The organism is Methylobacterium sp. B4, assembly GCF_003201865.1.
Taxonomy (GTDB): Bacteria; Pseudomonadota; Alphaproteobacteria; order Rhizobiales; family Beijerinckiaceae; genus Methylobacterium.
On record NZ_QJJJ01000009.1, the window covers coordinates 91,093 to 115,416 of the forward strand.

29 protein-coding genes and 1 pseudogene are annotated in these 24,324 nt (G+C 69.9%); 11 read left to right on the forward strand and 19 right to left on the reverse strand.

The features are described from left to right. Positions 1 to 38: 38 nt before the first annotated feature. The 3 genes from BY998_RS13315 to fabD form a co-directional block, all read right to left on the reverse strand. Complete coding sequence (locus tag BY998_RS13315; protein ID WP_003599981.1) at positions 39 to 275, reverse strand: acyl carrier protein; 237 nt, start codon at positions 273 to 275, stop codon at positions 39 to 41. A gap of 263 nt (positions 276 to 538) precedes the next feature. Then, on the reverse strand, positions 539 to 1,279 hold the full coding sequence (gene fabG / locus BY998_RS13320; RefSeq protein WP_110352106.1) for a 3-oxoacyl-[acyl-carrier-protein] reductase: 741 nt from the start codon (positions 1,277 to 1,279) through the stop codon (positions 539 to 541). 29 nt (positions 1,280 to 1,308) lie between these two features. Further along, a complete protein-coding gene (fabD, locus tag BY998_RS13325) occupies positions 1,309 to 2,241 on the reverse strand; it encodes an ACP S-malonyltransferase (protein ID WP_110352193.1) in 933 nt (310 codons plus the stop codon). Between the two features lie 248 nt (positions 2,242 to 2,489). Between fabD and BY998_RS13330 the strand changes: the two genes are divergently transcribed. After that, positions 2,490 to 2,861, forward strand: a complete 372-nt coding sequence (locus BY998_RS13330) for a hypothetical protein (RefSeq protein WP_110352107.1) — start codon at positions 2,490 to 2,492, stop codon at positions 2,859 to 2,861. Between the two features lie 37 nt (positions 2,862 to 2,898). Here the strand turns inward: BY998_RS13330 and BY998_RS13335 are convergent, their stop codons facing one another. Together BY998_RS13335 and BY998_RS13340 are read right to left on the reverse strand one after the other, a co-directional pair. Then, the gene (locus BY998_RS13335) at positions 2,899 to 4,074 is read right to left on the reverse strand and encodes a pyridoxal phosphate-dependent aminotransferase family protein (protein WP_110352108.1); all 1,176 of its coding nucleotides are present in this window, start codon (positions 4,072 to 4,074) and stop codon (positions 2,899 to 2,901) included. A gap of 350 nt (positions 4,075 to 4,424) precedes the next feature. After that, positions 4,425 to 5,489 carry a hypothetical protein gene (locus BY998_RS13340; protein WP_110352109.1) on the reverse strand — a complete coding sequence of 355 codons (1,065 nt, stop codon included), beginning with the start codon at positions 5,487 to 5,489 and terminating at the stop codon, positions 4,425 to 4,427. 390 nt (positions 5,490 to 5,879) lie between these two features. Here BY998_RS13340 and BY998_RS24380 point away from each other — a divergent pair, with 390 nt between their 5' ends. Beyond that, complete coding sequence (locus BY998_RS24380) at positions 5,880 to 6,044, forward strand: hypothetical protein (RefSeq protein WP_181425516.1); 165 nt, start codon at positions 5,880 to 5,882, stop codon at positions 6,042 to 6,044. Positions 6,045 to 6,102: 58 nt separating this feature from the next. Here BY998_RS24380 and BY998_RS13345 read toward each other — a convergent pair whose 3' ends face one another. Further along, positions 6,103 to 7,419 (reverse strand): RsmB/NOP family class I SAM-dependent RNA methyltransferase, encoded by a 1,317-nt coding sequence (locus tag BY998_RS13345; protein ID WP_181425522.1) that lies wholly within the window; start codon positions 7,417 to 7,419, stop codon positions 6,103 to 6,105. A 151-nt stretch (positions 7,420 to 7,570) separates the two neighbouring features. On the opposite strand from BY998_RS13345, the gene BY998_RS13350 reads away from it, so the two are divergent. The 3 genes and pseudogenes from BY998_RS13350 to BY998_RS13360 all read left to right on the forward strand — a co-directional run. Continuing rightward, a complete protein-coding gene (locus BY998_RS13350; protein WP_110352111.1) occupies positions 7,571 to 7,795 on the forward strand; it encodes a DUF1674 domain-containing protein in 225 nt (74 codons plus the stop codon). Between the two features lie 417 nt (positions 7,796 to 8,212). Beyond that, positions 8,213 to 9,049 carry an alpha/beta hydrolase gene (locus tag BY998_RS13355; protein ID WP_110352112.1) on the forward strand — a complete coding sequence of 279 codons (837 nt, stop codon included), beginning with the start codon at positions 8,213 to 8,215 and terminating at the stop codon, positions 9,047 to 9,049. Positions 9,050 to 9,108: 59 nt separating this feature from the next. Beyond that, positions 9,109 to 9,303 (forward strand): annotated as a pseudogene (locus tag BY998_RS13360) (alpha/beta hydrolase); the annotation flags it as partial. Between the two features lie 30 nt (positions 9,304 to 9,333). On the opposite strand, the gene BY998_RS13365 reads toward BY998_RS13360, so the two are convergent. Further along, positions 9,334 to 10,656, reverse strand: a complete 1,323-nt coding sequence (locus tag BY998_RS13365; protein ID WP_245421588.1) for a TAXI family TRAP transporter solute-binding subunit — start codon at positions 10,654 to 10,656, stop codon at positions 9,334 to 9,336. Between the two features lie 515 nt (positions 10,657 to 11,171). Here BY998_RS13365 and BY998_RS13375 point away from each other — a divergent pair. Both BY998_RS13375 and BY998_RS13385 read left to right on the forward strand, forming a co-directional pair. Then, positions 11,172 to 12,737, forward strand: a complete 1,566-nt coding sequence (locus BY998_RS13375) for an integrase arm-type DNA-binding domain-containing protein (RefSeq protein ID WP_110352114.1) — start codon at positions 11,172 to 11,174, stop codon at positions 12,735 to 12,737. A gap of 472 nt (positions 12,738 to 13,209) precedes the next feature. Next, positions 13,210 to 13,803 carry a metallophosphoesterase gene (locus BY998_RS13385; RefSeq protein WP_110352116.1) on the forward strand — a complete coding sequence of 198 codons (594 nt, stop codon included), beginning with the start codon at positions 13,210 to 13,212 and terminating at the stop codon, positions 13,801 to 13,803. Positions 13,804 to 13,863: 60 nt separating this feature from the next. Here BY998_RS13385 and BY998_RS13390 read toward each other — a convergent pair whose 3' ends face one another. The 9 genes from BY998_RS13390 to BY998_RS13430 all read right to left on the reverse strand — a co-directional run bounded on the left by BY998_RS13390 (position 13,864) and on the right by BY998_RS13430 (position 18,044). After that, positions 13,864 to 14,334, reverse strand: coding sequence for a hypothetical protein (locus tag BY998_RS13390; protein WP_110352117.1), 471 nt, complete (start codon positions 14,332 to 14,334; stop codon positions 13,864 to 13,866). Positions 14,335 to 14,414: 80 nt separating this feature from the next. After that, on the reverse strand, positions 14,415 to 14,909 hold the full coding sequence (locus BY998_RS13395) for a hypothetical protein (protein ID WP_110352118.1): 495 nt from the start codon (positions 14,907 to 14,909) through the stop codon (positions 14,415 to 14,417). Beyond that, positions 14,906 to 15,337 carry a hypothetical protein gene (locus tag BY998_RS13400; RefSeq protein ID WP_110352119.1) on the reverse strand — a complete coding sequence of 144 codons (432 nt, stop codon included), beginning with the start codon at positions 15,335 to 15,337 and terminating at the stop codon, positions 14,906 to 14,908. Before BY998_RS13400 ends, BY998_RS13395 begins: the two co-directional genes overlap by 4 nt. Continuing rightward, on the reverse strand, positions 15,330 to 15,620 hold the full coding sequence (locus BY998_RS13405) for a hypothetical protein (RefSeq protein ID WP_110352120.1): 291 nt from the start codon (positions 15,618 to 15,620) through the stop codon (positions 15,330 to 15,332). The genes BY998_RS13400 and BY998_RS13405 overlap by 8 nt, the downstream gene beginning before the upstream one ends. Continuing rightward, entirely contained in the window at positions 15,613 to 15,855 is a 243-nt protein-coding gene (locus BY998_RS13410) for a hypothetical protein (protein WP_110352121.1), read from the reverse strand. The genes BY998_RS13405 and BY998_RS13410 overlap by 8 nt, the downstream gene beginning before the upstream one ends. Further along, positions 15,855 to 16,427: a hypothetical protein gene (locus BY998_RS13415; RefSeq protein ID WP_110352122.1), complete on the reverse strand. Its 573-nt coding sequence runs from the start codon at positions 16,425 to 16,427 to the stop codon at positions 15,855 to 15,857. Before BY998_RS13415 ends, BY998_RS13410 begins: the two co-directional genes overlap by 1 nt. Positions 16,428 to 16,503: 76 nt before the next feature. Continuing rightward, positions 16,504 to 16,773 (reverse strand): hypothetical protein, encoded by a 270-nt coding sequence (locus BY998_RS13420; protein WP_110352123.1) that lies wholly within the window; start codon positions 16,771 to 16,773, stop codon positions 16,504 to 16,506. A 72-nt stretch (positions 16,774 to 16,845) separates the two neighbouring features. Then, positions 16,846 to 17,220 carry a hypothetical protein gene (locus BY998_RS13425; RefSeq protein WP_110352124.1) on the reverse strand — a complete coding sequence of 125 codons (375 nt, stop codon included), beginning with the start codon at positions 17,218 to 17,220 and terminating at the stop codon, positions 16,846 to 16,848. Beyond that, on the reverse strand, positions 17,217 to 18,044 hold the full coding sequence (locus BY998_RS13430) for an exonuclease domain-containing protein (RefSeq protein WP_110352125.1): 828 nt from the start codon (positions 18,042 to 18,044) through the stop codon (positions 17,217 to 17,219). Before BY998_RS13430 ends, BY998_RS13425 begins: the two co-directional genes overlap by 4 nt. A gap of 446 nt (positions 18,045 to 18,490) precedes the next feature. On the opposite strand from BY998_RS13430, the gene BY998_RS13435 reads away from it, so the two are divergent. Next, positions 18,491 to 19,081 (forward strand): hypothetical protein, encoded by a 591-nt coding sequence (locus BY998_RS13435; RefSeq protein ID WP_146221778.1) that lies wholly within the window; start codon positions 18,491 to 18,493, stop codon positions 19,079 to 19,081. Positions 19,082 to 19,165: 84 nt separating this feature from the next. Then, on the forward strand, positions 19,166 to 19,759 hold the full coding sequence (locus BY998_RS13440; protein WP_146221779.1) for a hypothetical protein: 594 nt from the start codon (positions 19,166 to 19,168) through the stop codon (positions 19,757 to 19,759). Positions 19,760 to 19,949: 190 nt separating this feature from the next. Here BY998_RS13440 and BY998_RS13445 read toward each other — a convergent pair whose 3' ends face one another. Continuing rightward, positions 19,950 to 20,267 (reverse strand): response regulator receiver protein, encoded by a 318-nt coding sequence (locus BY998_RS13445; protein WP_110352128.1) that lies wholly within the window; start codon positions 20,265 to 20,267, stop codon positions 19,950 to 19,952. A gap of 673 nt (positions 20,268 to 20,940) precedes the next feature. Here BY998_RS13445 and BY998_RS13450 point away from each other — a divergent pair. Then, a complete protein-coding gene (locus tag BY998_RS13450; protein ID WP_110352129.1) occupies positions 20,941 to 21,963 on the forward strand; it encodes a thymidylate synthase in 1,023 nt (340 codons plus the stop codon). Continuing rightward, positions 21,960 to 22,871 carry a hypothetical protein gene (locus BY998_RS13455; protein ID WP_110352130.1) on the forward strand — a complete coding sequence of 304 codons (912 nt, stop codon included), beginning with the start codon at positions 21,960 to 21,962 and terminating at the stop codon, positions 22,869 to 22,871. Before BY998_RS13450 ends, BY998_RS13455 begins: the two co-directional genes overlap by 4 nt. On the opposite strand, the gene BY998_RS13460 is transcribed toward BY998_RS13455, so the two are convergent. Both BY998_RS13460 and BY998_RS13465 read right to left on the reverse strand, forming a co-directional pair. After that, positions 22,868 to 23,965, reverse strand: coding sequence for an ImmA/IrrE family metallo-endopeptidase (locus BY998_RS13460; protein ID WP_110352131.1), 1,098 nt, complete (start codon positions 23,963 to 23,965; stop codon positions 22,868 to 22,870). The genes BY998_RS13455 and BY998_RS13460 overlap by 4 nt on opposite strands. After that, on the reverse strand, positions 23,962 to 24,285 hold the full coding sequence (locus BY998_RS13465; RefSeq protein WP_017483147.1) for a hypothetical protein: 324 nt from the start codon (positions 24,283 to 24,285) through the stop codon (positions 23,962 to 23,964). Before BY998_RS13465 ends, BY998_RS13460 begins: the two co-directional genes overlap by 4 nt. Positions 24,286 to 24,324 lie beyond the last annotated feature (39 nt).

Below are 24,324 nucleotides of genomic sequence, written 5' to 3' on the forward strand. Positions count from 1 at the left end.
CGCGGGGTCTGTCGACCCCGCCCGCACGAGACACCGCCTCAGGCGGAGTTCTTCTCCAGGAACTTGATCGCGTCGCCGACCGTCTGGATGGTCTCGGCCGCGTCGTCCGGGATCTCGACGTTGAACTCCTCCTCGAACGCCATCACCAGCTCGACGGTGTCGAGGCTGTCGGCGCCGAGATCGTCGATGAAGTTGGAGGCCTCCGTGACCTTCTCAGGCTCGACGCCCAGGTGCTCGACGACGATCTTCTTCACGCGCTCGGCGATATCGCTCATCGTTGTTGGTCCTCGTCTTTTCGATCGTGGTGGTGTGTGCTTCTGACGAAAGCGCCGTGGCCGCCGACCCACTTCGGGGTTGCTTGTTAGACGGCCGGTGTTCGATCGCGCGTGGTTTGGAAAAAGCCGCAACCCGCTGAACCGTCAACTCCCCTGCACGGCTGAGCCGGGTGTTAACACAGGGTTTCCGCTCTGGCGAGGGGCGGTTCAGAATGCGTTCAGCGGCGTGGTTTTCGGGTCGAAACCTTGTCTTGTGGATGCCGTCAGATCATCGCCATGCCGCCGTTGACGTGGAGCGTCTGTCCGGTCACGTAACCCGCTTCTTCCGAGGCCAAGTAGACCGCCGCGGCGCCGATCTCGGCGCCGGTGCCGAGCCGTCCGGCCGGCACGCGGGTGAGGATCGTCTCGCGCTGCTTCTCGTTCAGCGCGTCCGTCATCGCCGAAGTAATGAAGCCCGGTGCGATGCAGTTGACGGTGATGTTGCGCGTGGCGACTTCGGCCGCGAGCGCCTTGGTCATGCCGACGAGGCCGGCCTTGGCGGCGGCGTAGTTGCCCTGGCCCGGATTGCCCGTGGTGCCGACCACCGAACCGATGCCGATGATGCGGCCGTAGCGGCGCTTCATCATGCCCCTCAGCGCGGCCCGCGAGAGCCGGAAGGCGGCGGTGAGATTGACGTTGAGCACCGCCTCCCACTCCTCGTCCTTCATGCGCATGAAGAGATTGTCGCGGGTGATGCCGGCATTGTTGACGAGGATGTCGAGACCGCCGAGGGCCGATTCGGCGGCCGGCAACAGGGCCTCCACCGCCTCCTTGTCGGCGAGGTTGGCCTCGACCACCGCGACGCGCTCACCGCCGAGTTCGGCCGCCAGTTCGTCGAGCGCGGCGCGGCGGGTGCCCGAGAGCGCGACATGCGCGCCCTGCGCGTGCAGCGCGCGGGCGATCGCCCCGCCGAGCCCGCCGGTCGCGCCGGTGACGAGGGCCTTGCGGCCGGTAAGATCGAACATGCTGGCGGCTCTTCCGGTTGAAGGAGGGGTCAGGCGTAGGCGGCCACGTCGTCGGGCATGCCGACGGCGCCCGCCGTGGCGCCCGGTGCGATCCGCTTGACGAGCCCGGTCAGCACCTTGCCGGCGCCGAGTTCGTGGAACCGGTCGACGCCCGCCTCGGCCATGGCGGCGACGCTCTCGCTCCAGCGCACGGTGCCGGTGACCTGGGTCACCAATGCGTCGCGGATGGCGTCGGGATCGGTGAGGGGGCCGGCGGTGACGTTGGCGTAGACGGGCACGACCGGCGCCTTCATCGCGACCTCTGTCAGCGCCTTGCGCATCGCCTCGGCGGCGGGCGCCATCAGCGCGCAGTGGAACGGGGCGGAGACGTTGAGGAGCACTGCGCGGCGCACGCCGCGGGACTGGGCCAGCGCCATGGCCCGCTCGACCGCCTCCCGGTGGCCGGAGAGAACCACCTGGCCGGCGCCGTTGTCGTTGGCGACATCGCAGACCATGCCCTGCGCGGCCTCCTCGGCGATGTCCTTCGCGGTGGCGAGGTCGGGTCCGAGAAGCGCGGCCATCGCGCCGACGCCCGGCGCCACCGCCCGCTGCATCGCCTCGCCGCGGATGCGCAGGAGGCGGGCGGCATCGGCGACCGAGAAGGTCCCGGCGGCGGCCAGCGCCGAATATTCGCCGAGCGAGTGGCCCGCGACGCAGGCCGCGTCCCGCGCCAGATCGAGGCCGCGCTCGGCTTCCAGCGTGCGCAGGACGGCCAGACTCGCCGCCATCAGCGCCGGCTGGGCGTTAGCGGTCAGGGTCAGTTCCTCGGACGGCCCCTCGAACATCAGCTGCGAGAGCCGCTGGCCGAGCGCCTCATCGACCTCCTCGAAGACCGCCCTTGCGGCTGGGGACGCCTCGCTGAGCGCCTTGCCCATGCCGACCGCTTGGCTGCCCTGTCCGGGGAAAATGAAGGCTCGCGTCATGTGGTCCTGCCGCCGCAGCGCCGGGGTGAAGCCCCGGCGGCTCAAGGTGCGGCGCACTCGCATCACGGCCCCCGAGTGTCAACAATGCGGTGCACAAGTCGCGGGCGAGCGAAATGCGAGGCTCGCCCCGGCCAAGCTGCTGGAATCACCCGCGAAGATCTTGGGGGCCCACGAAAGACGGCGGAACCGGGAATCGAACTCGGCACCATTCGGCGCATTGATGAGGGAGACGCTGCGAGGGCCCTGTCATGCTGCGCACCTCATTCCCGCAGGAAGCGGTCGGGCATGCCCACGCTCTGATCGGCGCCTACGAGACCGCCCATTCCGGTCTCTCGCGGATCACCCATGAATTTCGCTGCGATCTGCGCTCCGCCCTCGATCGGCTCGGGCCGCACGCCCTGCCCTACCTGCGCGTCGTACGTAGCGATCTCGAGGGCCGGGCCGTGCAGGCCCGCAAGGCCTGGCCGCTCTGGATCGACCGCCTGACCGATCGCATGACCGACCGGCGCTTGATCGCCTCGCGCGCCCTGCTCGACGCCGTCGACCGGGAGGCGGACGCGCGCGGGCTCGTTCTCTCGCTACCCGTCAGTTTGGAAAAGCGAGCGAGCGGCGACCGGTGAGGATCGGCGCCGTTCGTGCTTAGGAGCGTTCGTGCGCTCAGGCCGCGACGCGGATCGCGGGGCGCCGTTCGCTCGCGGTCCGATCCAGCGCCGTGGCGAGGCAGGCCGCCGCCTGATCGATCTCAGCCTCGGAATGGCCCGCGGTGACGTGGAGACGAATGGTCTCCGACCCGGCGGCCTGATCGGCCAGCAGGCCGAGTTCGGCCAAGCGACCGCCTTGAAGACGGGCGACATCGGCCGAAGCGACCTTCACCGACACCGACGCCGAGGGTTCGCCGCAGACCGTGAGGCCCTGCCCGCGCAAGGCGGTGCGCAGATTGAGCACGTTGCGCATCAGGCGCGCCCGGCGCTCGATGCCCTCGGCACCGTCGATGATCGCGAAGGCGCGGAGGATGACGGCGGTCTGGATCGGCGAGAGCGCGGTCGCGGTGCCGGTCGCCATGCCGCTGGAGCGCAGGCAGGCGGTGACGGAGCGCGTCCCGGCCGCGATGAAGCCGCCGTTCGAGGCGAAGCTCTTCGAGAAGCTGCCCGTGACCAGATCGACCTTCCCCAGCATGTCCTGCAGGCCGAGATGGCCGCGGCCGTCCTCGCCGAGGCAGCCGAGATCCTGAGAGACGTCGACGAGGAGCGTCGCGCCGTAGGCGTCGCAGGCGGCCCGCAGGGCGGACAGGTCCGGCGTGCCCGAATCGAGCGGCGACAGGCTCTCGGTCACGACGAGGATGCCGCCCTGCCCGTCGCGGGCGCGGATGGCCCGCAGCCGCGCGCGGCAATGATCGGCGTCGAGATGACGGAAGGTCGAGAGATGGCGGGTCGCGGCCTCGGCACCCTCGCGCAGGCCGCCGCGGATGGCGGCGTCCATCACGACGTGATCGGCCGGCCGCACGAGGCCGCGGATCACGGTCTGGCCGGCGGCGCGGCCGGTCGGGGTCAGCATCGCCTCCTCCATCTGGAGGAAGTCGGCGATCCGGCGTTCCAGCGAGAGGGAGAGACCGGCATCGCCGGCCTCCGCGGCGGAGCAGACGCTGCGGACGCCGAAGCGGCGCAGCGTCTCGGCGGCAGCCTCCACGATCGCCGGATGGGCGGAAAGGTCGAGGCAATCCTGCGAGGCGAAGTCGAGGCCGCGCACCGAAGCGGTGCCGGCGCCCTGCGGCACGAGGCGGACGCCCTCCACCCGGTCCCGGGCGTTCGCGTCGGTCTGTTCACGATGTCTCATGCCATCCCGTCCGATGCCGCGTCTTTCTCGAAGCACAGTCTCGGCGCCACCGACTTGCCACGGCGTTAAACGGAGCATGTCGAGGCGAAATGCATCGGGGCGTATTTAACGAATTGCTATTGCCGCGAAACGGAATGGTCTTGTCCGTTCCTTAACCTGTCGCGGATGGCGGCGGCCCGCTTCGGGCATCAACGATTTGGAAACTGCGCGAACATCGAAGGAAAACTTTCACGCACCTTTCCGTTGCGCGATCGAGGTGGAGAACAGGCGCAAGTCTTCGCCCGAAACGAAGACGGGGGCCTCCGACCCCGGAAGCCCCCGTCCCTATCCCCGCCGAAGCGTCCCGGCCGTCAGATCGTCGGTATGCCCGTGCCGACCCCGTAGAGTTCGCCGTAGAGGGCCGCGTGGGCGAGGTAATAGATGCCGAGGAACATCATCAGGGCGCTGGCATAGTAGACCGGGGCGAGCACCACGTCCCGGCGGGTGACGGCGACCCTGGCGTTGTCGGCGGCGATGGCGATCAGCACCGCGATGATGCCCGAGTGGCCGATGGCGTCGATCTTGCCGAATTCGAAGATCGCCGAGACGAAGACCGCCGTGAGGATGATCGCCGAGGCGCGGCGCACCAGGGGGGTCCAGATCAGGGCGAAGGCGAGGGTGAACTCGATGACGCCGGCGGCCTGCATGAAGAGCTCGGGCGTCGCGCCCATCGTCATCGCGGGCTTGGCGGCGATCAGCGGGTCGGTCCAGTGCGGGTAGGCCCACTTCTCGACCGACGCCCACATCAGAGTGATGGCGGCGGCGATGCGCACGACGTCGATGGGGCGCTGGCCGAACAGGGTGCGGTCGAAGGAGACCAGGGTGAGGAAGGCGGCGACGCCGAGGAAGACCGGGTAGTCCGCGAGGTGGAAGGCTCCGTAATTCCAGACCGCGAAGCCGAAGAGGAAGACGATGCCGGCAGCGGTGAGCGGCAGGGTGCGCTTCCAGAGCAGGCAGACGGCCATGGCGAGCTGAAGCCAGGGGATCCAGGCGGCCTCGGTCTTCAGTTCCGGCGTCAGGATGGTGCCGCCGAGATTCCACAGCGAGACCAGAAAGAACCCGACCACGGCCCGGACGATCAGGGCGCTGTCCTCGCGAAGCCGGCTCGTGACCCGGTCGAGGGCGTTGAGGATGGCGGTGCCCACCGGCGTCCCTTCGGCGAGGCAGCCGAACATCAGGCAGAGAAGGGCAAGCCCGGTCAGCACTTCGAAGTCGGCGCAGAGCACCTGCTCGAGCCCCCGCGGCTGACCGGCCACGTCGAAGGCGCAGAACCATTTGACGTGGGCGCTGGCCGCCCCCGTCCCCAGCAGAAGAAAGCTTGCTGCGCCTGCAAGCACGATGGGAGAGCGCACCCAGAGACTGGACACGTGGGACATGGGGTCGCCGAAGCCGGAGGGATGTTCGTTGTGTGAGGAGAAACTTAGACGAAAGCGACAGAGCTCGCTAACGGATTGTTTACGAAGCTCACCAATTGGTTAACGGCTGTTTTTCAACATGTGACACGTCGAGCCGCCGGCTTTGTCAGCAACATCTGGAACTGATCTAGATTAGGGCGCCGGTCATCCCCTGTGGAGAACGGGAACAGCGGGGATGCCCGATCGGGGGGCTGGGGCGTTAACCCGGTGGAAGACGGTGTGGGGAACAGTGGGCGCGATCGGCATTCCGGTGCCTGCGCGCGACCCGTGTCGGACGCCCGATCGCGGGAAAGGCCGGTTCCGGCCGCGCCGCGGCGGTACTTCCGCCGAACAGTCGGAACGGGAAAATAGATGATCGCCCTGCTCAGCCTCGCCAGCCTTTCGGGCGGCATCGCACTCGCAGTCCGCGCACCGCGCTATCCCGCCTGGACGGCCCGCATGGAGACGGCGGGCGGCCTCGCCCTCGTCACGGGCCTCGCCATGGTCGGAATCGGCGTGAAGGCCGCCTGTTGCTGAGAGGCGGCGGACGACGTCCGCAGCCGACTCTCGGGTCGGCCCGGGACGGATGTCGTCCCTAGTCGCGCCGCCGAAGAAGGCTGGCGAAGAAACCGTCGAGTCCGCCGGCCCGGCCCGAGCCGCCGCCGAAATGGCTTGGAAGGGTGCGAAGGTCGCCCGCCGCGTCGATCAGTTCGGCATGGCCCGCGAGGCGATCCGGCGTGAGGACAACACGCTCGAAATCGGGATGGCGCGCGAGGAAGGACGCGACCTGCGTGCTCCCCTCCTCCGGCTCCAGGGAGCAGGTGCAGTAGACGAGCCGCCCGCCCGGGCGTACGAGACGCGCCGCCTTGTCGAGGAGCCGCCGCTGGAGACCGACGAGACGGGCGAGGTCCCCCTCGGTCTTGGTCCAGGCGACGTCGGGATGACGGCGGATCGTGCCGGTGGCCGAGCAGGGCGCATCGAGGAGCACCGCATCGAAGGGCGCCTCCTCCGGCAGGTCGAGGGCGTCGGCGGTCACCACCTCGGCGGCGAGACCGAGACGTTCGAGGTTGCGCGCGAGGCGTTCCAGCCGCGCTCCTGAGCGGTCCACCGCCGTCGCGGCGGCGCCCGCGGCGGCGATCTGCGCGGTCTTGCCGCCCGGTGCCGCGCAGAGATCGGCGACCCGCTCGCCGGAGGCGGGCGCGAGCAGGCGCACCGGCAGCGCCGCGGCGGCGTCCTGCACCCACCACACGCCGTCCGCATAGCCGGGAAGCTCGGCCACGGCCTCGCGCACGTTGGTGAGCCGCACGGAGCCGAGGTCGAGCAGCGTACCGCCCAGGCGCTCCGCCCATTGTTCCGGCTCGCCGCGGACGGTCAGATCGACCGCCGCGCCCTCCAGATGGGCGGTCGCGATGCGTCTCGCCTCCGCCTCGCCGTAGGTGGCGCGCCAGCGCGTCGCAAGCCAGTCCGGCGTGTTCCGGTCGAGCGGATCGCCCTCCCCCGCCCGGATCGCGTCGCGCTCGCGCACGACCCGGCGCAGCACGGCGTTCACCAGGGGGGCGAGGTGCTGGAGCTGCGGATCGGCCTTGGCGAGGCGCACCGAGAGATCGACGGCGGCATGATCGGCCACCGCCAGATCGAGGATCTGGGCCGTGCCGGTGATGAGCAGGGCAAGCAGGTGCGGCTTGTCCTCGGGCAGGCCGTCCCGCAGCCGCTCGGCCAGGGCGGCCCGGATGAAGCCGAGGCGGCGGAAGCTCGCCGTGGCGATGGCGCGGGCGAGCGCGGCCTCGCCGGCCTCCAGGCCGACCCCGCGCCCGGCCTGGGCCAGCGCATCTTCGAGGGCGAGCCCGCGGGCGGCGCCGAGCAGGATTGCCACGGCTTCCCGCGCGACGTGGCGCGCCGCGAGACCCGGCACGGAGGCGTCGAAGGAAGGCGGCGTGCGGGGGGTCGGTTTGAGTGCCACGCTTGACGTGCCGTTCGCGACAGGATGGATCGGCGGGGACTGGCCCCGGAGATGACGCAGTCACATCTGTAGCCGAGCGATGCAAGCAACGAAGGAGAGCGGCATGACCGATGCGGACGCAAACGAGGTCGAGGCCAAGGTCGAGGCAGAAGGCCGTCCGCTCTCTCCGGCGGCGCAGCGCGCCCTCGCGGAGGCGGCCGAGCGGCGGGCGGCCATCGATGCCCGCGCCGCCGAGATCGCGCGGCGCCCCGAGACGCTCGGACGCGGCGGCCTCGAGCCCGTGCGCTATGACGACTGGGAAGTGAAGGGTCTCGCCAGCGACTTCTGACCGGCTTCCAGAGGCCGCGTGCCCGTGACGCCCGGCGCCCCCCGGACGTGATGTCTCATCGGAACACGACGAACGCGTTGCCGGAGAGCCGCGACGGCCTAAGCCTTTCGAGCCCGGCCCTACTCCGGACGGCGGAGGGCGATCCGCCAAACGCCTGATCGATCCGGTAACGCCCACGATCCCGCAAGCACATGCAGCCGGGATATGCTTAGCTGCGCCGTCCCCCGCAGCGATTCGCAGGCGTTTGCCGATGCGCTGACAGATCACTTTGAAATCTCTGGCATCGATCTTGGATCGCATTCCGGTCGAATGCCTTTGCGCACGACATTTTCGTGACAGAAACTCGTCGCGGCACGGGTACGTCGCTGCAGAATTACCTTAGAATCACTTTCAATAGCCGATCGAACGGAGACCGTGATGCCCTACGTCACCACCAAAGACGGCGTCGAGATCTTCTACAAGGATTGGGGCCCCAAGGGCGCCCAGCCGGTCATGTTCCATCACGGATGGCCGCTCTCCTCCGACGATTGGGACGCGCAGATGCTGTTCTTCGTCGCGAACGGCTACCGCGTCGTCGCCCATGACCGCCGCGGCCACGGTCGTTCGGCCCAGGTCTCGGAAGGCCACGACATGGATCACTACGCGGCCGACGCCGCGGCGGTGGTCGAGCATCTCGATCTGCGCAACGCCGTCCATATCGGCCATTCGACCGGCGGCGGCGAGGCCGCGCGCTACGTCGCCCGGTTCGGCGAGCCGCAGGGCCGGGTCGCCAAGGCGGTGCTGGTGAGCGCCGTGCCGCCGCTGATGCTCAAGACCGAGGCCAACCCGGAGGGTCTGCCGCTCGAGGTCTTCGACGGCTTCCGCAAGGCGCTGGCGGACAACCGCGCCCATTTCTTCGTCGATGTCCCGACCGGCCCCTTCTACGGCTTCAACCGCGACGGCGCGACGGTGCATCCGGGCGTGATCCAGAATTGGTGGCGGCAGGGCATGATGGGCAGCGCCAAGGCCCATTACGAGGGCATCAAGGCGTTCTCGGAGACCGACCAGACCGAGGATCTCAAGGCGATCGGCGTGCCGACACTGGTGCTGCACGGCGAGGACGACCAGATCGTGCCGATCGTCGCCGCGGCGATGAAGTCGATCAAGCTCCTCCGGAACGGTAGCCTGAAGACCTATCCGGGCTTCCCGCACGGCATGCTGACGGTGAACGCGGACGTGCTCAACGCCGACCTGCTCGCCTTCGTCAAAGCGTAGGCGCGGAACGCGCCGCCGAGGCCGGCGACATCAGAGGGTGTCACCGCTGCCGACGCGGGAAGGCGATCGGCGTGCCGACACTGGTGCTGCACGGCGAGGACGACCAGATCGTGCCGATCGTCGCCGCGGCGATGAAGTCGATCAAGCTCCTCCGGAACGGTAGCCTGAAGACCTATCCGGGCTTCCCGCACGGCATGCTGACGGTGAACGCGGACGTGCTCAACGCCGACCTGCTCGCCTTCGTCAAAGCGTAGGCGCGGAACGCGCCGCCGAGGCCGGCGACATCAGAGGGTGTCACCGCTGCCGACGCGGGCCGGACGGGCTGCGGCACGCCGGATCGTCGAGCGCGCCGCCTCGATGGCGACGTTGGCGGCCCCCAGGGTTCGCGGCTCCGTCGGCCTGTTCAGGGCGTGGCGGGCGATGCTGGCCGCGAGATCGTCGATCTCGGCCGCCATGGCCTCCAGCCGCTCCCCGTCCTCCTCGCGCCGCGCCTCGGAGCGGAGTTCGAGCAGACGCGCGGTGGCGACCTCGATCCGCTCGCGGCGGATGCGTCCCAGGCGCTGCCGCAGCCAGGCGAAGGTCGAGCCGACGCCGCCGGCCAGGATGGCGACGAGGTAGATCCAGCTCTCGTAGCGCTCGATGAAGGTTTCCTGCTCTCGCTCGTAATAGTCGATGGCGCCGGGATGGATGGGCAGGCGGGCGCTGGTGGCGTCCGCGGTGTCCTCGTAGGCCGGATGGGTGACCTCTTCCGCCACTGGCACGCTCTCCGCCAGTGCGGCGCGCATCTCGAACAGGTGCTGTGTCACCTCGGCGGCGACGCTTCGCGGCAGGTCGGCGCGCGCCATCAGCCGGTAGGACGAGCCGACCGTCGCAACCTCCTCGGCGGGCAGGCGCGGATTGCCGCCGAACAGGGCCGCCGGCAGTGTGACCGGCTGCAGGCGCGGCCAGCGTGCCAGGATCGCGGCGGCGTCCGGCACCCCGACGAGCGCGACCGCCCCGTCCTTGCTCGCCCGGCGCACGAGGCCGACGACCCGTCGCGAGACCGGCGAGGTCGGTGTCGTCACCAGCATCATTGCGTCGATGCGCCCGCTGCCGAGGGCGTCGACGATCTCCGCCTCCTCCACTGGTACGAGGGCCAGCGCGGTCGTCGGCACGGCACCGGCGGCAGCGTCCGTCAAAACCTCCAGCCCATGATGGGCCACGAGGTTGCCGACGAGCGTCCGGTCGGCGGTGCGACCGGCCAGCAGCCCGAGGCGCTTGCCCGCCAGATCCGGGATGTTCGCGATGCCGGCGGCGGCCGGCGCCGCGACGAAGACGGCCAGTTCCCGCAGGACCGCGAGGGTCAGGCCGTTACCCGGCATCGACACGTCCGGCCGGACCACCGCCAGGTCGGCCTTGCCGGCCTTGAGCGCCTCCGCGCTCTCGCGCACGCCGTCGAACGGGACGACCTTCAAACGCAGCCCCAGCTTCCTGCGGGCAAGTTCGTCGGCATAGGCGCGCAGCAGGGCCGGTTCGGTGCCTCCGTTCGGGGCGACGGCGAGGGTCAGGGTCGTGGGCCGCGTGAGGTAAAACGCTGCGACGGCGCTCACGACGAGCAGCGTCGTCAGACCAAGAAGCAGAACGGCTTCCCGGCCTCTCGGGAACACTGACTTGCGCAAAGATGCACTCCCGGGCGCCGTCGGCGCCATCGTCCCCGCACGTTTCTCGTCACCCCTCGAACGTCCCCGCGACGGCAATCGATCGGCGTGATCGCCGCTCGAAATGCCCGATGTCGGGTTCCCGTTCCAGACTTGTCAGTGGGTTTGCGAGCCGGCTCGGATCGGGTTGCGGCCCATCTTGGTCCGAACCCAGCCGCATCCATCGCGGCGGCGACGATCCGCAGGCCGCCGGCAGATCGTCAATTGTTGGGGCAGGAAGCGTTGGAGCGGGTGAAGGGAATCGAACCCTCGTATTCAGCTTGGAAGGCTGAATCCTCAGCGCTCGTGGTATCCGGTCCGTCCAGGGTTTCGGTAACCAACCGCCCGAAAATACAGGGGAAATCGCCCTCCCACGGTTAATGCCGGGGTTGCGGAGGCGATTCGGGTCAGGTGGTATCCCGGTGGTATCCGCCGGGAGGGACTGAATGGCCGTCGAGGGTGGCAGGGGCTCGTACGCCCGGGAGCGCGTGGCGTTGACCGCGGGGCACGTGACCAAGGCGCGCGCCATGATCCGGAAGGGGACGGTCCCCGGGCGCGGCCTCGACCTCGTCGACGCCGACTGCGCCGGCCTCGTCCTGCGTGTGACCCGCAACAGCGCGACGTGGATGCGGAAGTCGAAGACCGGGACCGTGAGGATCGGCGACGCGGCGGTGATCACGCTCACACAGGCCCGCGACCAGGCCGAGCGCATCCGCCTCGCCGTCCCGGGCACGCACGACCCGCGGATGGAGACCCGCATCTACGAGGCGGCCTTGGCCCGGACCGGCAGCGAGGAGGAGGCCCTGGACGCCGCGTGGCCCGAGGAGGATCCCGAGACCCAGACCGCCGAGGAGCGCCGGCGCGACGGCCCCTGGGTCCTCGGCGACCTGATCGACGCCTACCTCGCCTGGAAGCTGCCCAAGCTGAAGGCGGGGCGCTGGCGCGCGAGCTACGAGGGCTACCTGCGGCACCCCGAGCTATCCGGCCTCAGCATGTCGACGGTCGCCAGCCTGGACCTGGAAGCCCTTCTCGGCGTCCGGCAGCGGCTGCTGGAGGACGGCGCCACGAAGCGCAGCGCGGCCAAGCGCGTCATCGGTCAGTTCCGCGATGCGATGACCTGGGGCTGGAAGGAGCAGCCCATCCGCTGCCGGCTCGTCCGCGTGAACTTCCCCTGGTGGGACCGTCTGACGGTCGACTACGCCGCGGGCAAGCGCGACCACGTGCCGACCGTCGAGGAACTCGCCCGCACGCTCGCCGTCGCGGAGCGGTACAGGTCCCTCGGGCAGACGGAGCACGCCACCGGCGCCGGGTTGCTCGGGGCCCTATGGGCCGTCGTCCTGACGGGGCAGCGGACGGGCGCGCTCGTCACGACGCAGGTGGGTTCGTGCGTGCCGCAGTTCAGCAACGTCCTGCCGGGCTGGACCGCCATCGGCTGGCCGGGCGAGGTCATGAAGTCGAAGCTTCCGCACGCCCTGCCGGTCCCGCCGGCGGCGTGGGCCGTGATCGAGCGCTACCGCCAAGAAGACGCCCGAGGCCGAGAGGCGCCTGCACCGTGGATGTTCCCGTCCCGGCGCGGCGACGGCCACGTGTCCTACCTGGCCATCAACCAGCTTTTGTCCCGCCTGCAGGGCCTGCGGGAGGGCAAGGCCGCCCCCGGGAAGCCGGACCTGTTCGCGATCTATGCCATCCGCCGATGGACGCCCCACGACGTCCGGCGGGGCATCGCCACGTTCCTCGGCGAGCGCCGGCTGGGCGGGGCCGCGGCGGCCATCCTGGATCACGTGGACGGGCGCGCCGAGGAGCGCGAGCGCACGGCCGCGGTGACCCGGCTGCACTACGACCGGGCCCAGCGCATGGACCTGAAGGCGGAGGGCATGGCCCTGTGGGTCGCGGCGATCATGGAGGCCTACGAGCGGGAGCGCGAGGTCCTCGCCCGCGTCCCCCTCCCTCCCCCGCCGCCGCGGCCGGTCAGGAAGCCCGCGACAAGGCGGCGGAAGCCCGCCCTCGCTTAGCGCGCCGGCCCCTCCCGAGGGCCCGCGCCAGGTCCGCCGGGCGCTCGGCCTGCACGAACCCGGACGGGCCGCGGGCGCGGCCCGAGGCCTCCGCCAGGTCCTCGGCCAGGGCGCGCCACAGGGCGTCCCGCTCCTCGCCGGCCGCGCTGATCGCGACGTCCTCGTACCCGTGCATGTCCCGCCTCCGCATGAGAACGAAATAGGAACAAGCCGGCGCGGGTCAACGGGGCCGGAACGTCCACCACACCCCGCCTCCGGTGGACGTTCCGGCCCCCGGTTCACCCTTCCTTCACCGTGACGCACGGCAACCCTGGCCGCAGGCTTGACCGGACGAATCGCGAGCTGCGATCCTGCCGATTCCCCAGCGCCCCAAGAGGCCCCCGGTGAAACGAAAAGCGCGCTTAGCCCCGCATCGAGAGACCCATCCAGGGGAGTGACGCCGCGCGCGCAGCCCCCCACGGAGGCTGCATCCATGACCCACCACAACAATCTCACCCCGCCGCGTGGCACCGTGTGGTTCGTCGGCGACACGCACTTCGGGCACGCCGGCGCCATCGCCCACACCGACCGCCCGTTCCGCGACGTCGCCGAGATGGACCGGCTGCTCATCGAGGCATGGAACAGCCTCGTCCGACCCGGCGACACCGTCGTGCACCTCGGCGACTTCGAGTGGGGGCACACGCCGGCGAGGGCCGCCGAGATCTTCGCCGCCCTGCAGGGGCACAAGCATCTCTGCGTCGGGAACCACGACAGACCCAGGGTGACGTCGCTGCCGTGGCAGAGCGTGCAGGAGCGGCTGACCGTGCACGCCGAGGGCCGCAGGATCGTGTGCGACCACTACCCCATGCGCGCCTGGCCCGGGTCGTTCCGGGGCGCCCTGCACGTCCACGGACACACGCACGGCTCCCTGCCGGGGACGTCCCAGTCGTGCGACGTCGGCGTGGACGTCTGGGGCTACGCCCCGGCGCGCGTCTCCGAGGTCATCGCCCGGATGGGGGCGACGCCCGAGCAGCCGGAGGAGCGCCGGCGGGCGCGGGAGCGCCACGAGGACGACGACGCCGAATGAAAAAAGGGGGCCCCCGGATCGCCTCCGGGGGCCCTTTCGCTTTCGGGGTGACGGCCGGCGTCAGGGACGCATGCCCGGGGCCGCGGCCTCCTCGGGCTCCTCGACCCGGGGGCGGCTCCTGCCCCGCGGCAGGTTCCTCCTCGGGAGCACCCGGTCCGGGTACTGGGCGGCGTACAACCGCGACGCCTCCTCCCTGGCCGAGGCCTTCCTGGCGCGCTCGTAGACGTCGATCATGCACTCGACGGCTTGGACGCTCGTCTCCTCCGGCTGGATCGACCTCGTAAGCGTGACGACGACACCGTCCACTCGGCTGACGAGCGTCATCACGGGCGGCCTGTCGACGAACCCCACGACGCGCACCTCGTAGCCCGGGCGCGTCTCCTTGAGGACCGAGTTGACCGCCTTGATCCACGCCCTCTTGTCGAATCCGCCGCGGCGGTAGGCGGCCCCCGGCGCGAAATGCCGGTCCCCGCCCGCCGCCGACATGCCCGCCGCGATACGGTCTGCGTACGGTGTCCTGCTGAATGCCACGGCCTTGATCCCTTGTCCCGCGGGCCCCTCGGCCCGCCCCGGGGACAAGCGTACGTATGACCAAGCAAGGCACCATGGCCCTAGCGGGAGAGCGCGCGCGATTCGGTCCGGAGGCGATCCTCGGCCTCGATCAGGCGGGCATGCAGGGCCACGAGTTCCGCGTGCCGGGGGTGCCAATCGTCGCGCAGGTAGGCCTGCAGCCGTGCCGCCGATCCCCCGCATCGGGCCGAGCGCCGTCCGAGGGCGCGGCCGCGCTCGTGCTCCTTGGCCGGCTGCAGGTCGATCATCAGCGTCGTCTCGTCGAGGGGATTGTCCCGGAGCACGCCGTCGAGGGCCTCGACGATGTCGCGGGCGCGCCGCTCCCGGCGGGCAGCCTCCAGGGCGGCGGGATCGGCGACCTCGGCGAGGGCGGCCGCCTCCGTGGCGAGGACCTCCGCCAGCGGGGCTTCGGGCTCCGGCGCCGGGGCGACCGGCTCGGGCAGCGGCGCGACGGTCTGGACCGCGGCGCAGGCCCCCCGCACGGTTGGGGGGAGCCGCAGCGGCAGGCGGACGGCGGGACGGGGGGTGGCGGTCACAGGGCTTCTCCCGAGAGGTTGATCTGCACCGGGACGGCGCAGGCGGTGCAGGTCACGGCGTCATGCCAGCCGCAGCCCTCGTCACACGGATCGCGCTCGCTGCATCCGCAGCCGTGACAGGCCTGGCCGAGCACGGACGGGAGCCGGAACCGCTCGACGATGCGCGCGCCCCAGTTCTCCGGCTCGACCCATGCCTTGTCGGACAGGCCGTCCATCCCGAGCACGGCCTCCTGCAGGGCGCCGAGCGCGATCCGCTCGGCCTCCGTTCCGGCGCGGGAGGCCGGGTCGAAGGCGTGTTCGGCGATGGCGCGCCCGACGGCGGCCTCCAGGGCGAGTGCGCCGATGCGGGCCTGCATGCCGGGCGTCAGCGTCGCCCAGACCGTGGCGCCGTCGAAGGGGACGGTGGAGATACTGGTTGCATCAGCCACGGGTGGCCTCCGCACCTGCGAGGACGGCCTCGTAGACCTTGGCGAGCTCCTCGGCGTAGAGGCGCAGCGCGTTCTGGATCAGGAACTCCAGCCCGGCCTGAGAGCCAGCCCCATTACCGGCGCCCTCCGGGCACGCCGGTAACCCTGAATCGAGAGCACCGGCGACGGTGCGGGCGGCACGCCCCGACGCCCCCATGGTGTTGTAGATCGTCTCCAACCGGACGCGACCCAACCGAGTGGCGGCCGCCTTCAGGGCGCGCTGGTCGATCTTCGGCTTACCCACGGTCGCCCTCCTTCACGGTGACGGGGGCCTCGTCGGAGACGCCGGTGGCGGCCCCGACCATGGCGAGGACGGCGAAGGCGAAGGTGAACCCCGCCAGGGCCAGCGTCGTGATCCACGCCGCCCGGGCGAGATCCCAGCCGGCTCCGGCCAGGACGAAGACGATGGCCACGATGGCCCCCGCCGTGATGGCGACCCGCCCGGGGCCGCCGCAGGTGAGGGTGAGGAGGGCGCGCATCAGCAAGCCCCCCAATTCTCGTAGACCTCGCAGACCGCGCTCAGCATGGCCGAGAGACCCATTACAGTGGAAGGGCTCGCGTATAGCCTCATGCTCTGGCCCTCCATCTGGATCTCGATGGGGACCGCCTGACGACGCTCGCGAGCCAAGGAGCGCGCCTCGCCCGCCTGGACATGGATGCCATGGGCGTCACGCAGTCTGGCTCGGTCTTCCTCGGTGATCGGGCGGACCTCCATCCTACGGTCCGCGTCGGTCCGCAGGATGTTTACCCACGCATTCCAGTCGGCATCCGAGACCTGAGACCAGTCCCCCGTCCGGCGGGCCTCGCCGACGCGGGCGGCGCTCCCCTCGGACATGTACGGCAGCGGCGTCTCCCCGTACCCGACGCTGAGGCAGATCTCGTCCGGCTCGGGGAGCGGGTCGTCGTCGGGCGTCGGCACGATCTCGAATCCGGCGTCGCGCAGGGCGTCGACCACGCCCGACGCCGCATCGGGCGCGAGGGCCGTCCCGTTCCTGCCCTGCTCCCAGGCTCGCTGCAGGGCCTGGTTGATCGCTTCGTTTTCCTGGCGCACGGGGCGCTCTCCTGTTCTGGTGGGGATGCCTGTCTGTGTCAGGGCGCCACTGTCGCCTGGCGCGCGACGTGGGGCCTCAGGCCGCGGCGCGGCTGGCCTGCCCGGCTTGGCGGGCGCGGTAGGTGTCGATCCGGTCGCAGGCGGCCGTGAGCGTGGCGGCGGTCTGGAAGCGGCCGCCCACGGTGAAGGACCACTCCCAGGCCCCCATGCCGTGCTGGATCTCGACGCCGCGGTACCGGCGCCGGCTCCAGAACCGACCGTCGGGGCGCCGGGCGTCCGGGCAGTCCTCGCCGTAGGGGCGCTCGGACATCGGGACGGTGACGAGGGGGAAGCTGCGCTTGATCATGTGTGCCTCGTTGGATGCAGGATTGCCGTTTCTGATTGGGACGCCACTGCCGCCTGGCGCACGACGCACGGATCAGGGGCGGGCCGGCAGGCGCGGCCGCGGGGGGACGGGGCCTCGCATCGGGGGCGGGGGCGGCGACCGGCGGACGGGCGGGGCCGGCGCGTCGGCATCGAGGCCGGCGACGATGTCGGCGTGGGCCTCGGCGAGGGTCGCGGGCGGGCGGTCCGCCTCGGTCAGGGCGGCGTCGAGGCGCTGGATGCACTCCCTCGACGCCAGCAGGAGGGCACGCTCGACGGCGCCGACGGCGCCCTGGAGCGTCGCGGCGCGGGGGCCGGCGGCGTAGCCGGGGTGCGACTTCACCGCGGCGAGGGCAGCCGCTAGACGGGTCCGGGTCTGGGCGACGTCGAGCTCTACGAGGCGGTCGGCGAAATCGGTCCGGGCGGTCATGCGAGCCTCCGACGGATCTCGGCGACGAGGCCGGGCAGGCATTCCGCCAGGAGGATGGCGTCCCGGAGCGCGTCGTGACCGGCGTCCCGGTCGCCGCGGCTGACGCCGAGCCGGTTGGCCAACGCGTCGAGCGTGCCGGGCTCACCCGGCCAGAGCAGCTTGCAGAGTATGCGGGTGTCGACCACGGCCCCGGGCCAGTCCCGGAAGCCCAGGTCGAGGCGGTTGCACTCCATTTCCAGGAAGCCGACGTCGAAAGGCGCGTTGTGGGCGACGACGGTTCGGCCGGCGACGAGATCGTAGATCTCGTAGGCGAGCCCCTTCGAGAACGGCTGCCTCGTCGCGAGGACTTCGTCCGTCAGGCCGTGCACCGCGGCGGCCTGGGGCGAGCTCGGGCGACCGGGGTTGACCGTCGCGCGGAACGGATTGTCGGCTCCCACGTCGTCGAGGTGTCGGAACCCCGGCTTGACGGGGCCGCGCCCCGTGATGTGGCACGGGTAGAGCCCGACGCTGACGACGCGGTCGCCGTCGAGCGCGTGCAGGCCGGTCGTCTCGCAATCGAGGGCAACGATGTCGCCCTGCGTGAGTAGCCACAGGATCGTGAGCAGGTCGGGCAGGCGCTCGACGTCGATGGCGTCCTTCCCGGAGACGCGCGTGACGACGGCGTGGTGGAGCGAGCCCACGCGGGCCTCGCGGTCGGCGACGAGGGCGCGGGTCAGGGCGATCTCGCGACCGGTCAGGCAATCCATCTCGGCGCGGACGTAGGCGAGCTCGTCGGCGGGATGGAGCGCCGCGACGGCGGCGACGGCGGTTTCACTTTTCTGCATAGGGCGGCTCCCAGATCTCGCTGTACGTGGCGGGGTCGCGCGCCAGGCCGAGCGCGCGGAGGATCTTCGGTCCGGGCTCGAGCCGGCCGCTGATGACGCCCGAGACGTACGTGTCGGCGACGTCGTGGACGCGGGCCCACGCGCGCTGCCCGCCGCGACGGCAGCATTCGTCCCGCAGGCGGGCGCGAACGTCCGTCGCCGATAGTTGTGGTCCCCTGCGCCTCAGCACACGACAGCTCCCGTCAGAACGCGACGAGGCAAAAGTAGACCGCATTCTAGGATTCGCAAGACATATCGCAGCGACTGGCTGGGTGTAATTCACTGTCGCGCCGGGGGCTTTGGGTGCAATCCGCTGTTAGGGCGGTGTGTACAATGTACACGACTTGTACAATGTACAAGTTGGCTGTCCCTCTGCTTACGGGATCGCTTGCCCGCCGAAGGGCACGGTGGCACGCTGCGGCATGATTATTTCGCGCCTTACCGCCGATTCGTGGCTTTGGACCGCGATGCTCGCAGACCCGGCCACGGGCCACGTTTGCAACGACCGCCCCATCAGGGCCGCGCGCTGGGAGGGGGCGGGCCTCAACCTGGTCGGCGTCTACGAGCTGGATGCCGAGCCGGGGACGCTCGTCGTGACGACGCGGGCCGGGATGTCCTCGCAGGGAACCGGCCCGTGGGGCGGAGGGCACGTCGTCCACCGCCTCGGAGCACACGGGTCGCTCGCGCACGTTCCAATGGCGGATGCGGCCGACGAGCTCGATCCCGCGGGCACCGAGGCGCGCCTGAACCGCCGCCTCGCGCTGGCGGCAGGCCTCGGGGCCGAGCCGCGACGGGTTCGGCTATGGGAGGACCACGGCCTCGTGGATGACACGATGGCCGCCTGGGGCAGCTACTGGGCCGTCGTCGTGCGCACGACCGCCCGGCAGGCTTGGCTCCGGGCCCCAACGCTCGCCGAGATGCGCCAGATGGGCCTGCCCCTCACTCGGAATGACACTCCCGAGGCCCGCGCCGCGGCGGCCCGGATCAGGAGCGCGTGAAAAAACCGCACGTGCGGTCTGGTGGCATGCGTACGTGCGGGGAAAAATCGTCCCGGGACCGCACGAACGGGAAGGGACGACGACATGCGTACACTGAGGCGGATGGCCGTCATGGTGATGCTGATGATGGCGGCGATGACGAAGACGGCGTGGGAGGCTGGGCGGTGGATCGTCCGAAGCGTCTTCCCGAACATGGCGCCGCCCCCCGGCGCCGAGGTCGAGGACGCCCTGGAGCGCGTCGCCGCCGCCCCCGAATCCGGCGGGAAGGCCGCCTTGCCGGATCTCGACGTCGACGCCGGGCGCATCACCTTCGACTACGCCCTGTCGGCGCTCTCCGGGGGCCGCCACCCGGCCCCTGACATGACCCGCCTGCCGGAGGACATCGCCAAGTGGATCGCGAAGCTGAGCCCGGCCGATCTCCACCGGCTGACGCAGCACGGCGCTGCGCGGGTCGGCGAGCACGTCCTCGGCGAGCGCCCCATCGCGGATCTGCCCCTCTGCCGGGAGGCCCGTGTCGGCAAGGGCTTCGCCCGGGTCGGCGACAAGATCGTCCTTGTCGGCAAGCGCGCCGCCGACGAGCCGGTCAAGCCTCAGTCCGACGACCCGCGGGCCCACGCCCTGGCGATCCTGGAGGATCTGATCGACGACCAGCCGGAGCCCGCCAAGCTCGCGGCCTGATCACGCCGGACACCCCGCAACGAAAGAGGGCCGCCCCGGCGCCGGGGCGGCCCTCTCTTTTTGCCTGCGTCGGACTGCGACAGCCTGCCACGCCGGACGCGGCAGAAATGGCTTGTCCCTTACCCTGTGCACACTTGTGCGCACATTGTCATGCTCTCGTGTGCGCACGTCGTGCCGCGAGGGCATCCCGTCATGCCGCGCGGTTTCCGCGGAGGGTCCGGAGCGCGCCCTTCACGTCGTCGAGTTGCCCCTCGGCGCGCAGGGCCCGCATCCGCATCGCGGAGAGCTCGGCACGAAGCCGGGCGTTGTCGGCCTCCAGGGCGTCGATCCGCTCCCCGTCCGCACGCACCCGGGCGGCGACCTTCCCTACGGCGCTCAGGTTCCGGTCGCGCTGCTCGAAGGCGGCATCCTGGCGGGCCTCGACGCGGTCCATGTGCAGGTTGAAGGCCGCCACCGCCAGGCGCTGGAAGCCGCTATCGAAACCCTCGGCGATGTTCGTGGCGTTCATGGCGGCCTCCCTGTTCGAGGCGACGATCCCAGCTCGTCGAATCGCCCGCAAGCCGCGATTGCCCCCTTGGTAAATGCTTCCCTGGGCGGTTGGTTCGTATTCCCCGGTTTTCGGACGACCCTCCGGCCGGGGTTCGTACGGTTAGGGAGCGCCCCGTTACTCCTGTGTTCTGTAACGGGGCTGCGGGGTTGTGTAACGAAAAGTCAGGGAAGCACGTACCCCGCGGGGCCGCCTCAGGTCTCGGTGCCGGCGACGCTCAGCGTCAGGTCGGAGGCGGCCGCGTCGGCGGAGGCCGGCCCCATTACGGCGAGGACGTCCCCGGGCATGACTTGAATGCGCCAGAAGCCGACATCAGCGCGCTGCCCAAAACCGGAGCTTAGGCTTCGCGCTCCATGTCGGTCATTAAGGCTGATTTCGTCGTTTCCGAAACTGGACGTTACAAGCGCCGAGTGGCAGGTGGCCCGTGAGCGGACGTTTCCCGCAACCCGTGTCCTTGGCGACTGCCCTCGATCCAATTTCCCGGTGCGCAACGAGACCGGACGAAAGTGCGAGGGACGATCTGCGCGCGATAGGAGCCCTGGAGGCTTACCGGCATCTCCACGTGCTCCCGTATATGGTGGCGAGCGGGGACGGCCCTGTACGTCTAAGCCGGCACGGAGCGGAGTGACCGAAGGTGGAAATTAGCGGCGAAGGCCTCGACGACATCCTGATCGAGCTCTACCGGCGGCTGCTCGACCAAGGCGCTCGTAATAAGGGATCCCGTGGCGAAACGATCGAGATGCTGGGCGTCGCGCTCCGCATCGCCAAGCCCAGGGCACGCCTGAGTCGATCCGAGAATCGAGGCAAGCCGTTCAGCGCGCTCGGCGAGTTCTTCTGGTACCTAACCCAGTCGAACAGGCTCGATTTCATCGAGCCGTACATCCCCGACTATAGGAAGGAGGCCGTCGACGGCGTTGTGCCTGGTGGGTACGGCCCCCGTCTCTTCGCCATGCGAAACGGCATCGATCAGGTCGATAGCGTCATCCGCCTGCTGCGGTACAAGCCCTCGTCCAAGCGCGCCGTCATCCAGCTCTTCAACGCCGAGGACATCGCGCTCGACTATCCTGCCGATCTCGGCACTCCGTTCCATCACCCCGAGACCCCGTGCACGATCAGCCTGCAGTTCCACCTTAGGGACGGCTCGCTGCACATGTCGGTCAACATGCGCTCTAACGACGCCGTCCTCGGATTGCCGCACGACGTCTTCTGCTTCTCGATGTTGCAGGAGATGACGGCGAGGCGCCTGGGAGTCGAGCTCGGAGAGTACCTACACTATGTCGGGAGCATGCATTTCTACGACGATCGCCACGAAACGCTCCTTGAGTATCTGGACGAAGGGTACCAGCGAACGTTCGAAATGCCTGAGATGCCGAAGGGCGACCCCTTCGAGCATGTCGACGCTCTCGTGGCCGCCGAGGGGCGGGTCCGATTGAAAGAACGGGTCGTCGCCGGCGAACTCCTGCCGGAACCTTACTGGGCCGACATCCTGCGGATGATGCAGGTGTTCTGGTCCTCAGGTGACGAGGCTCGCCTCGACGAGTTGAAGGCCGAGCTTCAAGAGCCTGCTTACCGTGCCTATATTGAGGGCCGCCGGGGAGCGAGGCTCAAGGAACCGTCGCCCCGCGAACCCGTCGACGCGAGGAGGAAGCCGGAGTGACGTGGGCGTCCTGGGCCGGGGAGAAGACGCGCATCGCGAACTCCCTGAGCCGGCACCAGCATCCTCTCCCGGGCATCGCGGCGCCCGCGGCGCTCGACTGCCTCGCCACGCAGTTCATCGCCAGCCTGCGGCGCGAGAGCTACTACCAGGTCGTCCAGCGCGGGCCGATCCATCCCCGTCGGGCCGACCCGAACGATCCCGGGTTCGATGCCGAACGCGCGGTCGCCTACCACGTGCAGAACGGCGACGTCGACGAGGCTGCCTGGCTGGTCTTCCTGATGACCCACTTCGCTCGTCCCGTGGATACCGGTTGGCTGCGCTTGCGCGACGTCTACGGTCGGCTCGGACAGGGAAGGTGGGACTGGGCGACGGTCAGCGGCAACCCCGCGGCCTTCAACGCGTGGCTCGCTGCGAATTGGCAGGGGATCCGCGGCAAGTTCGGCAACCACCGCAAGTACGAGAGCCTCCGCCCGAACGCCTCCCGTCCCATGAGCGCGGTAGTTGACAGCTACGTGAGATGGATCGGACCTGCGGGTCACGCCCGCTTTTTCGCCGATGTCGTCAGGCGGGCCGGCAACGACCCCCACGCCATCTTCGACGTCCTCTACCGCGAGCTCCCGATGCCGACCTTCGGTCGGCTCGCCCGCTTCGACTACCTTTCCCTGATCGGTCGATACCGGATCGCGCCCATAGCGGCCGGGTCCGCCTACCTCGACGGCGCCACCGGCCCAGCGATGGGAGCCCGCCTGCTCCTCGACGGACAGGCGCGGAGCGCGACGCCGCTCCACGTGCTGCAGGCGCGGCTCGACATTCTCGACCGGGACCTGGGCGTGGGCATGGCGGTTATGGAGGACGCTCTCTGCAATTGGCAGAAGAGCCCCGACAGGTTCGTCCACTTCAAGGGCTAGGGCAGCGCCTCGCGGATGTCGTCCCAGTTCCAACGCCGCTTCAAGGTGTTCAGGCGGTCGTAGGGGATCATCCCGCTATGCTGCATCTGGCCGACGATTATGCCCGCGGCGATCCCGACCGATACGCTGAACCGCAGCACTGCGGTGCGGTCCGGGCGCAGGACCTCGAACTCGGCACGGCGGCTCGCGGGAATGATGCAATCACGCGCGAACTCGTTCGCCTCGCGTTCGTGCTCGTCGGCGGTCGTGCCCTCGCCATCGACGAACGTGGCCCCTGCATGAAGGAGCAGGTGACCGAGCTCATGGAAGAGCGTGAACCAGAAATGGTCGTCCGAGCGATGCCGAAAGCTCATCAGGACCATGGCCTTCGTCGGCGAGAGCATCCGGGCTGCTCCGCTGGCCCTGCACCCGTCGGGCGCGCGTACGACCGACAGGGCCACCCCGACGCTGCCGAGCATGGCCCTGAGCCTCGGGAGGAAACGGGCGGGCTGGCTGATGCTCGTGAGGGTCCGGATCTCGGGAACGAGCGTGCGCAGCGCGTCGGGATCCCAGCACCCCGTTTGGATCAACGACGCCTCAAGCTCGCCAAGCCGCAGCCATGTCGTCGTGGCGCCTTCGCTGGACGAGAAGGAGTTTGACGTCCTGAAGCGCGTCTCGCTGGTCGAGGCGTAACGCCGTGCCCAAGCGTCTGGCCCGTTCACGTTGAAGAACGCCAGTCGTTGCCGCACGGCGGAGCGCTTCTCGCCCTCGGTCATTCTCGCCCGCCCGGTCGAGCCCGGGATCGGCACGCGCTCCAGCCACTCGACAAAGTGGCCTGACACGACGGCGCTGACGACCCGCTCCAACGCTTCCTCGTACCCGGATTGACGCCTGAGCCAGAAGCCCGGGGTGCCCCCGAGGACCGAGGCCAACTCGTCCGCGAGCTTGCCGTCGATCCGGACGCTGCCCGAGACCAGCCCACGCAGCGTCTCGATGCCGCCGTCCAGCGAAGCGGACACGTCCACAGCGCTCAGATTGCGTCGCTCCATGAGCGAGAGCACCGAGTCGCCCGGCTTGGAGAACCAGTCGCGTTGGAGGGACTGCTCGTGGATCATGGACAACTGACAAGCTCGACCAGCTTAAGATACCGGACCGTGGACCAGTTCGGCACGCCGTCGGCGGAGCGCTCGAATCTGACCCCGGCAGGCACGAGTGTCGCACGGAAGTAGGAGCCGATCTCCACCTCGATAGACTTGTCACCCGAGATTTTAACGCCCGGCCAGAAACCTACCATCTCTTCCGCCGTCTCGAACGCTTCGAGGTCGGCTATCGTTGCGACGAGCGCTTGGGCAGCGGGGGCACCGAACGTCGCCTCGCCCTCATCGATCTTACAGCAGAGAACCTGCTGTTCCCTCGTTTGGTAGGAGATGATCACGGTGATCCGCCGCCCGAGCCCGGCAGCACGCCGCGCCGC

What these genes read in the sequence shown, in the direction of transcription:
- BY998_RS13340 (WP_110352109.1), bottom strand. Translation starts at nt 5,489, where the DNA reads ATGTCCCACGTGTCCAGTCTCTGGGTGCGCTCTCCCATCGTGCTTGCA.
- BY998_RS13335 (WP_110352108.1), bottom strand. Translation starts at nt 4,074, where the DNA reads ATGAGACATCGTGAACAGACCGACGCGAACGCCCGGGACCGGGTGGAG.
- fabG (WP_110352106.1), bottom strand. Translation starts at nt 1,279, where the DNA reads ATGTTCGATCTTACCGGCCGCAAGGCCCTCGTCACCGGCGCGACCGGC.
- BY998_RS13355 (WP_110352112.1), top strand. Translation starts at nt 8,213, where the DNA reads ATGCCCTACGTCACCACCAAAGACGGCGTCGAGATCTTCTACAAGGAT.
- fabD (WP_110352193.1), bottom strand. Translation starts at nt 2,241, where the DNA reads ATGACGCGAGCCTTCATTTTCCCCGGACAGGGCAGCCAAGCGGTCGGC.
- BY998_RS13460 (WP_110352131.1), bottom strand. Translation starts at nt 23,965, where the DNA reads ATGATCCACGAGCAGTCCCTCCAACGCGACTGGTTCTCCAAGCCGGGC.
- BY998_RS24380 (WP_181425516.1), top strand. Translation starts at nt 5,880, where the DNA reads ATGATCGCCCTGCTCAGCCTCGCCAGCCTTTCGGGCGGCATCGCACTC.
- BY998_RS13375 (WP_110352114.1), top strand. Translation starts at nt 11,172, where the DNA reads ATGGCCGTCGAGGGTGGCAGGGGCTCGTACGCCCGGGAGCGCGTGGCG.
- BY998_RS13330 (WP_110352107.1), top strand. Translation starts at nt 2,490, where the DNA reads ATGCTGCGCACCTCATTCCCGCAGGAAGCGGTCGGGCATGCCCACGCT.
- BY998_RS13420 (WP_110352123.1), bottom strand. Translation starts at nt 16,773, where the DNA reads ATGATCAAGCGCAGCTTCCCCCTCGTCACCGTCCCGATGTCCGAGCGC.
- BY998_RS13445 (WP_110352128.1), bottom strand. Translation starts at nt 20,267, where the DNA reads ATGAACGCCACGAACATCGCCGAGGGTTTCGATAGCGGCTTCCAGCGC.
- BY998_RS13410 (WP_110352121.1), bottom strand. Translation starts at nt 15,855, where the DNA reads ATGCGCGCCCTCCTCACCCTCACCTGCGGCGGCCCCGGGCGGGTCGCC.
- BY998_RS13430 (WP_110352125.1), bottom strand. Translation starts at nt 18,044, where the DNA reads ATGCAGAAAAGTGAAACCGCCGTCGCCGCCGTCGCGGCGCTCCATCCC.
- BY998_RS13385 (WP_110352116.1), top strand. Translation starts at nt 13,210, where the DNA reads ATGACCCACCACAACAATCTCACCCCGCCGCGTGGCACCGTGTGGTTC.
- BY998_RS13350 (WP_110352111.1), top strand. Translation starts at nt 7,571, where the DNA reads ATGACCGATGCGGACGCAAACGAGGTCGAGGCCAAGGTCGAGGCAGAA.
- BY998_RS13315 (WP_003599981.1), bottom strand. Translation starts at nt 275, where the DNA reads ATGAGCGATATCGCCGAGCGCGTGAAGAAGATCGTCGTCGAGCACCTG.
- BY998_RS13425 (WP_110352124.1), bottom strand. Translation starts at nt 17,220, where the DNA reads ATGACCGCCCGGACCGATTTCGCCGACCGCCTCGTAGAGCTCGACGTC.
- BY998_RS13440 (WP_146221779.1), top strand. Translation starts at nt 19,166, where the DNA reads ATGCGTACACTGAGGCGGATGGCCGTCATGGTGATGCTGATGATGGCG.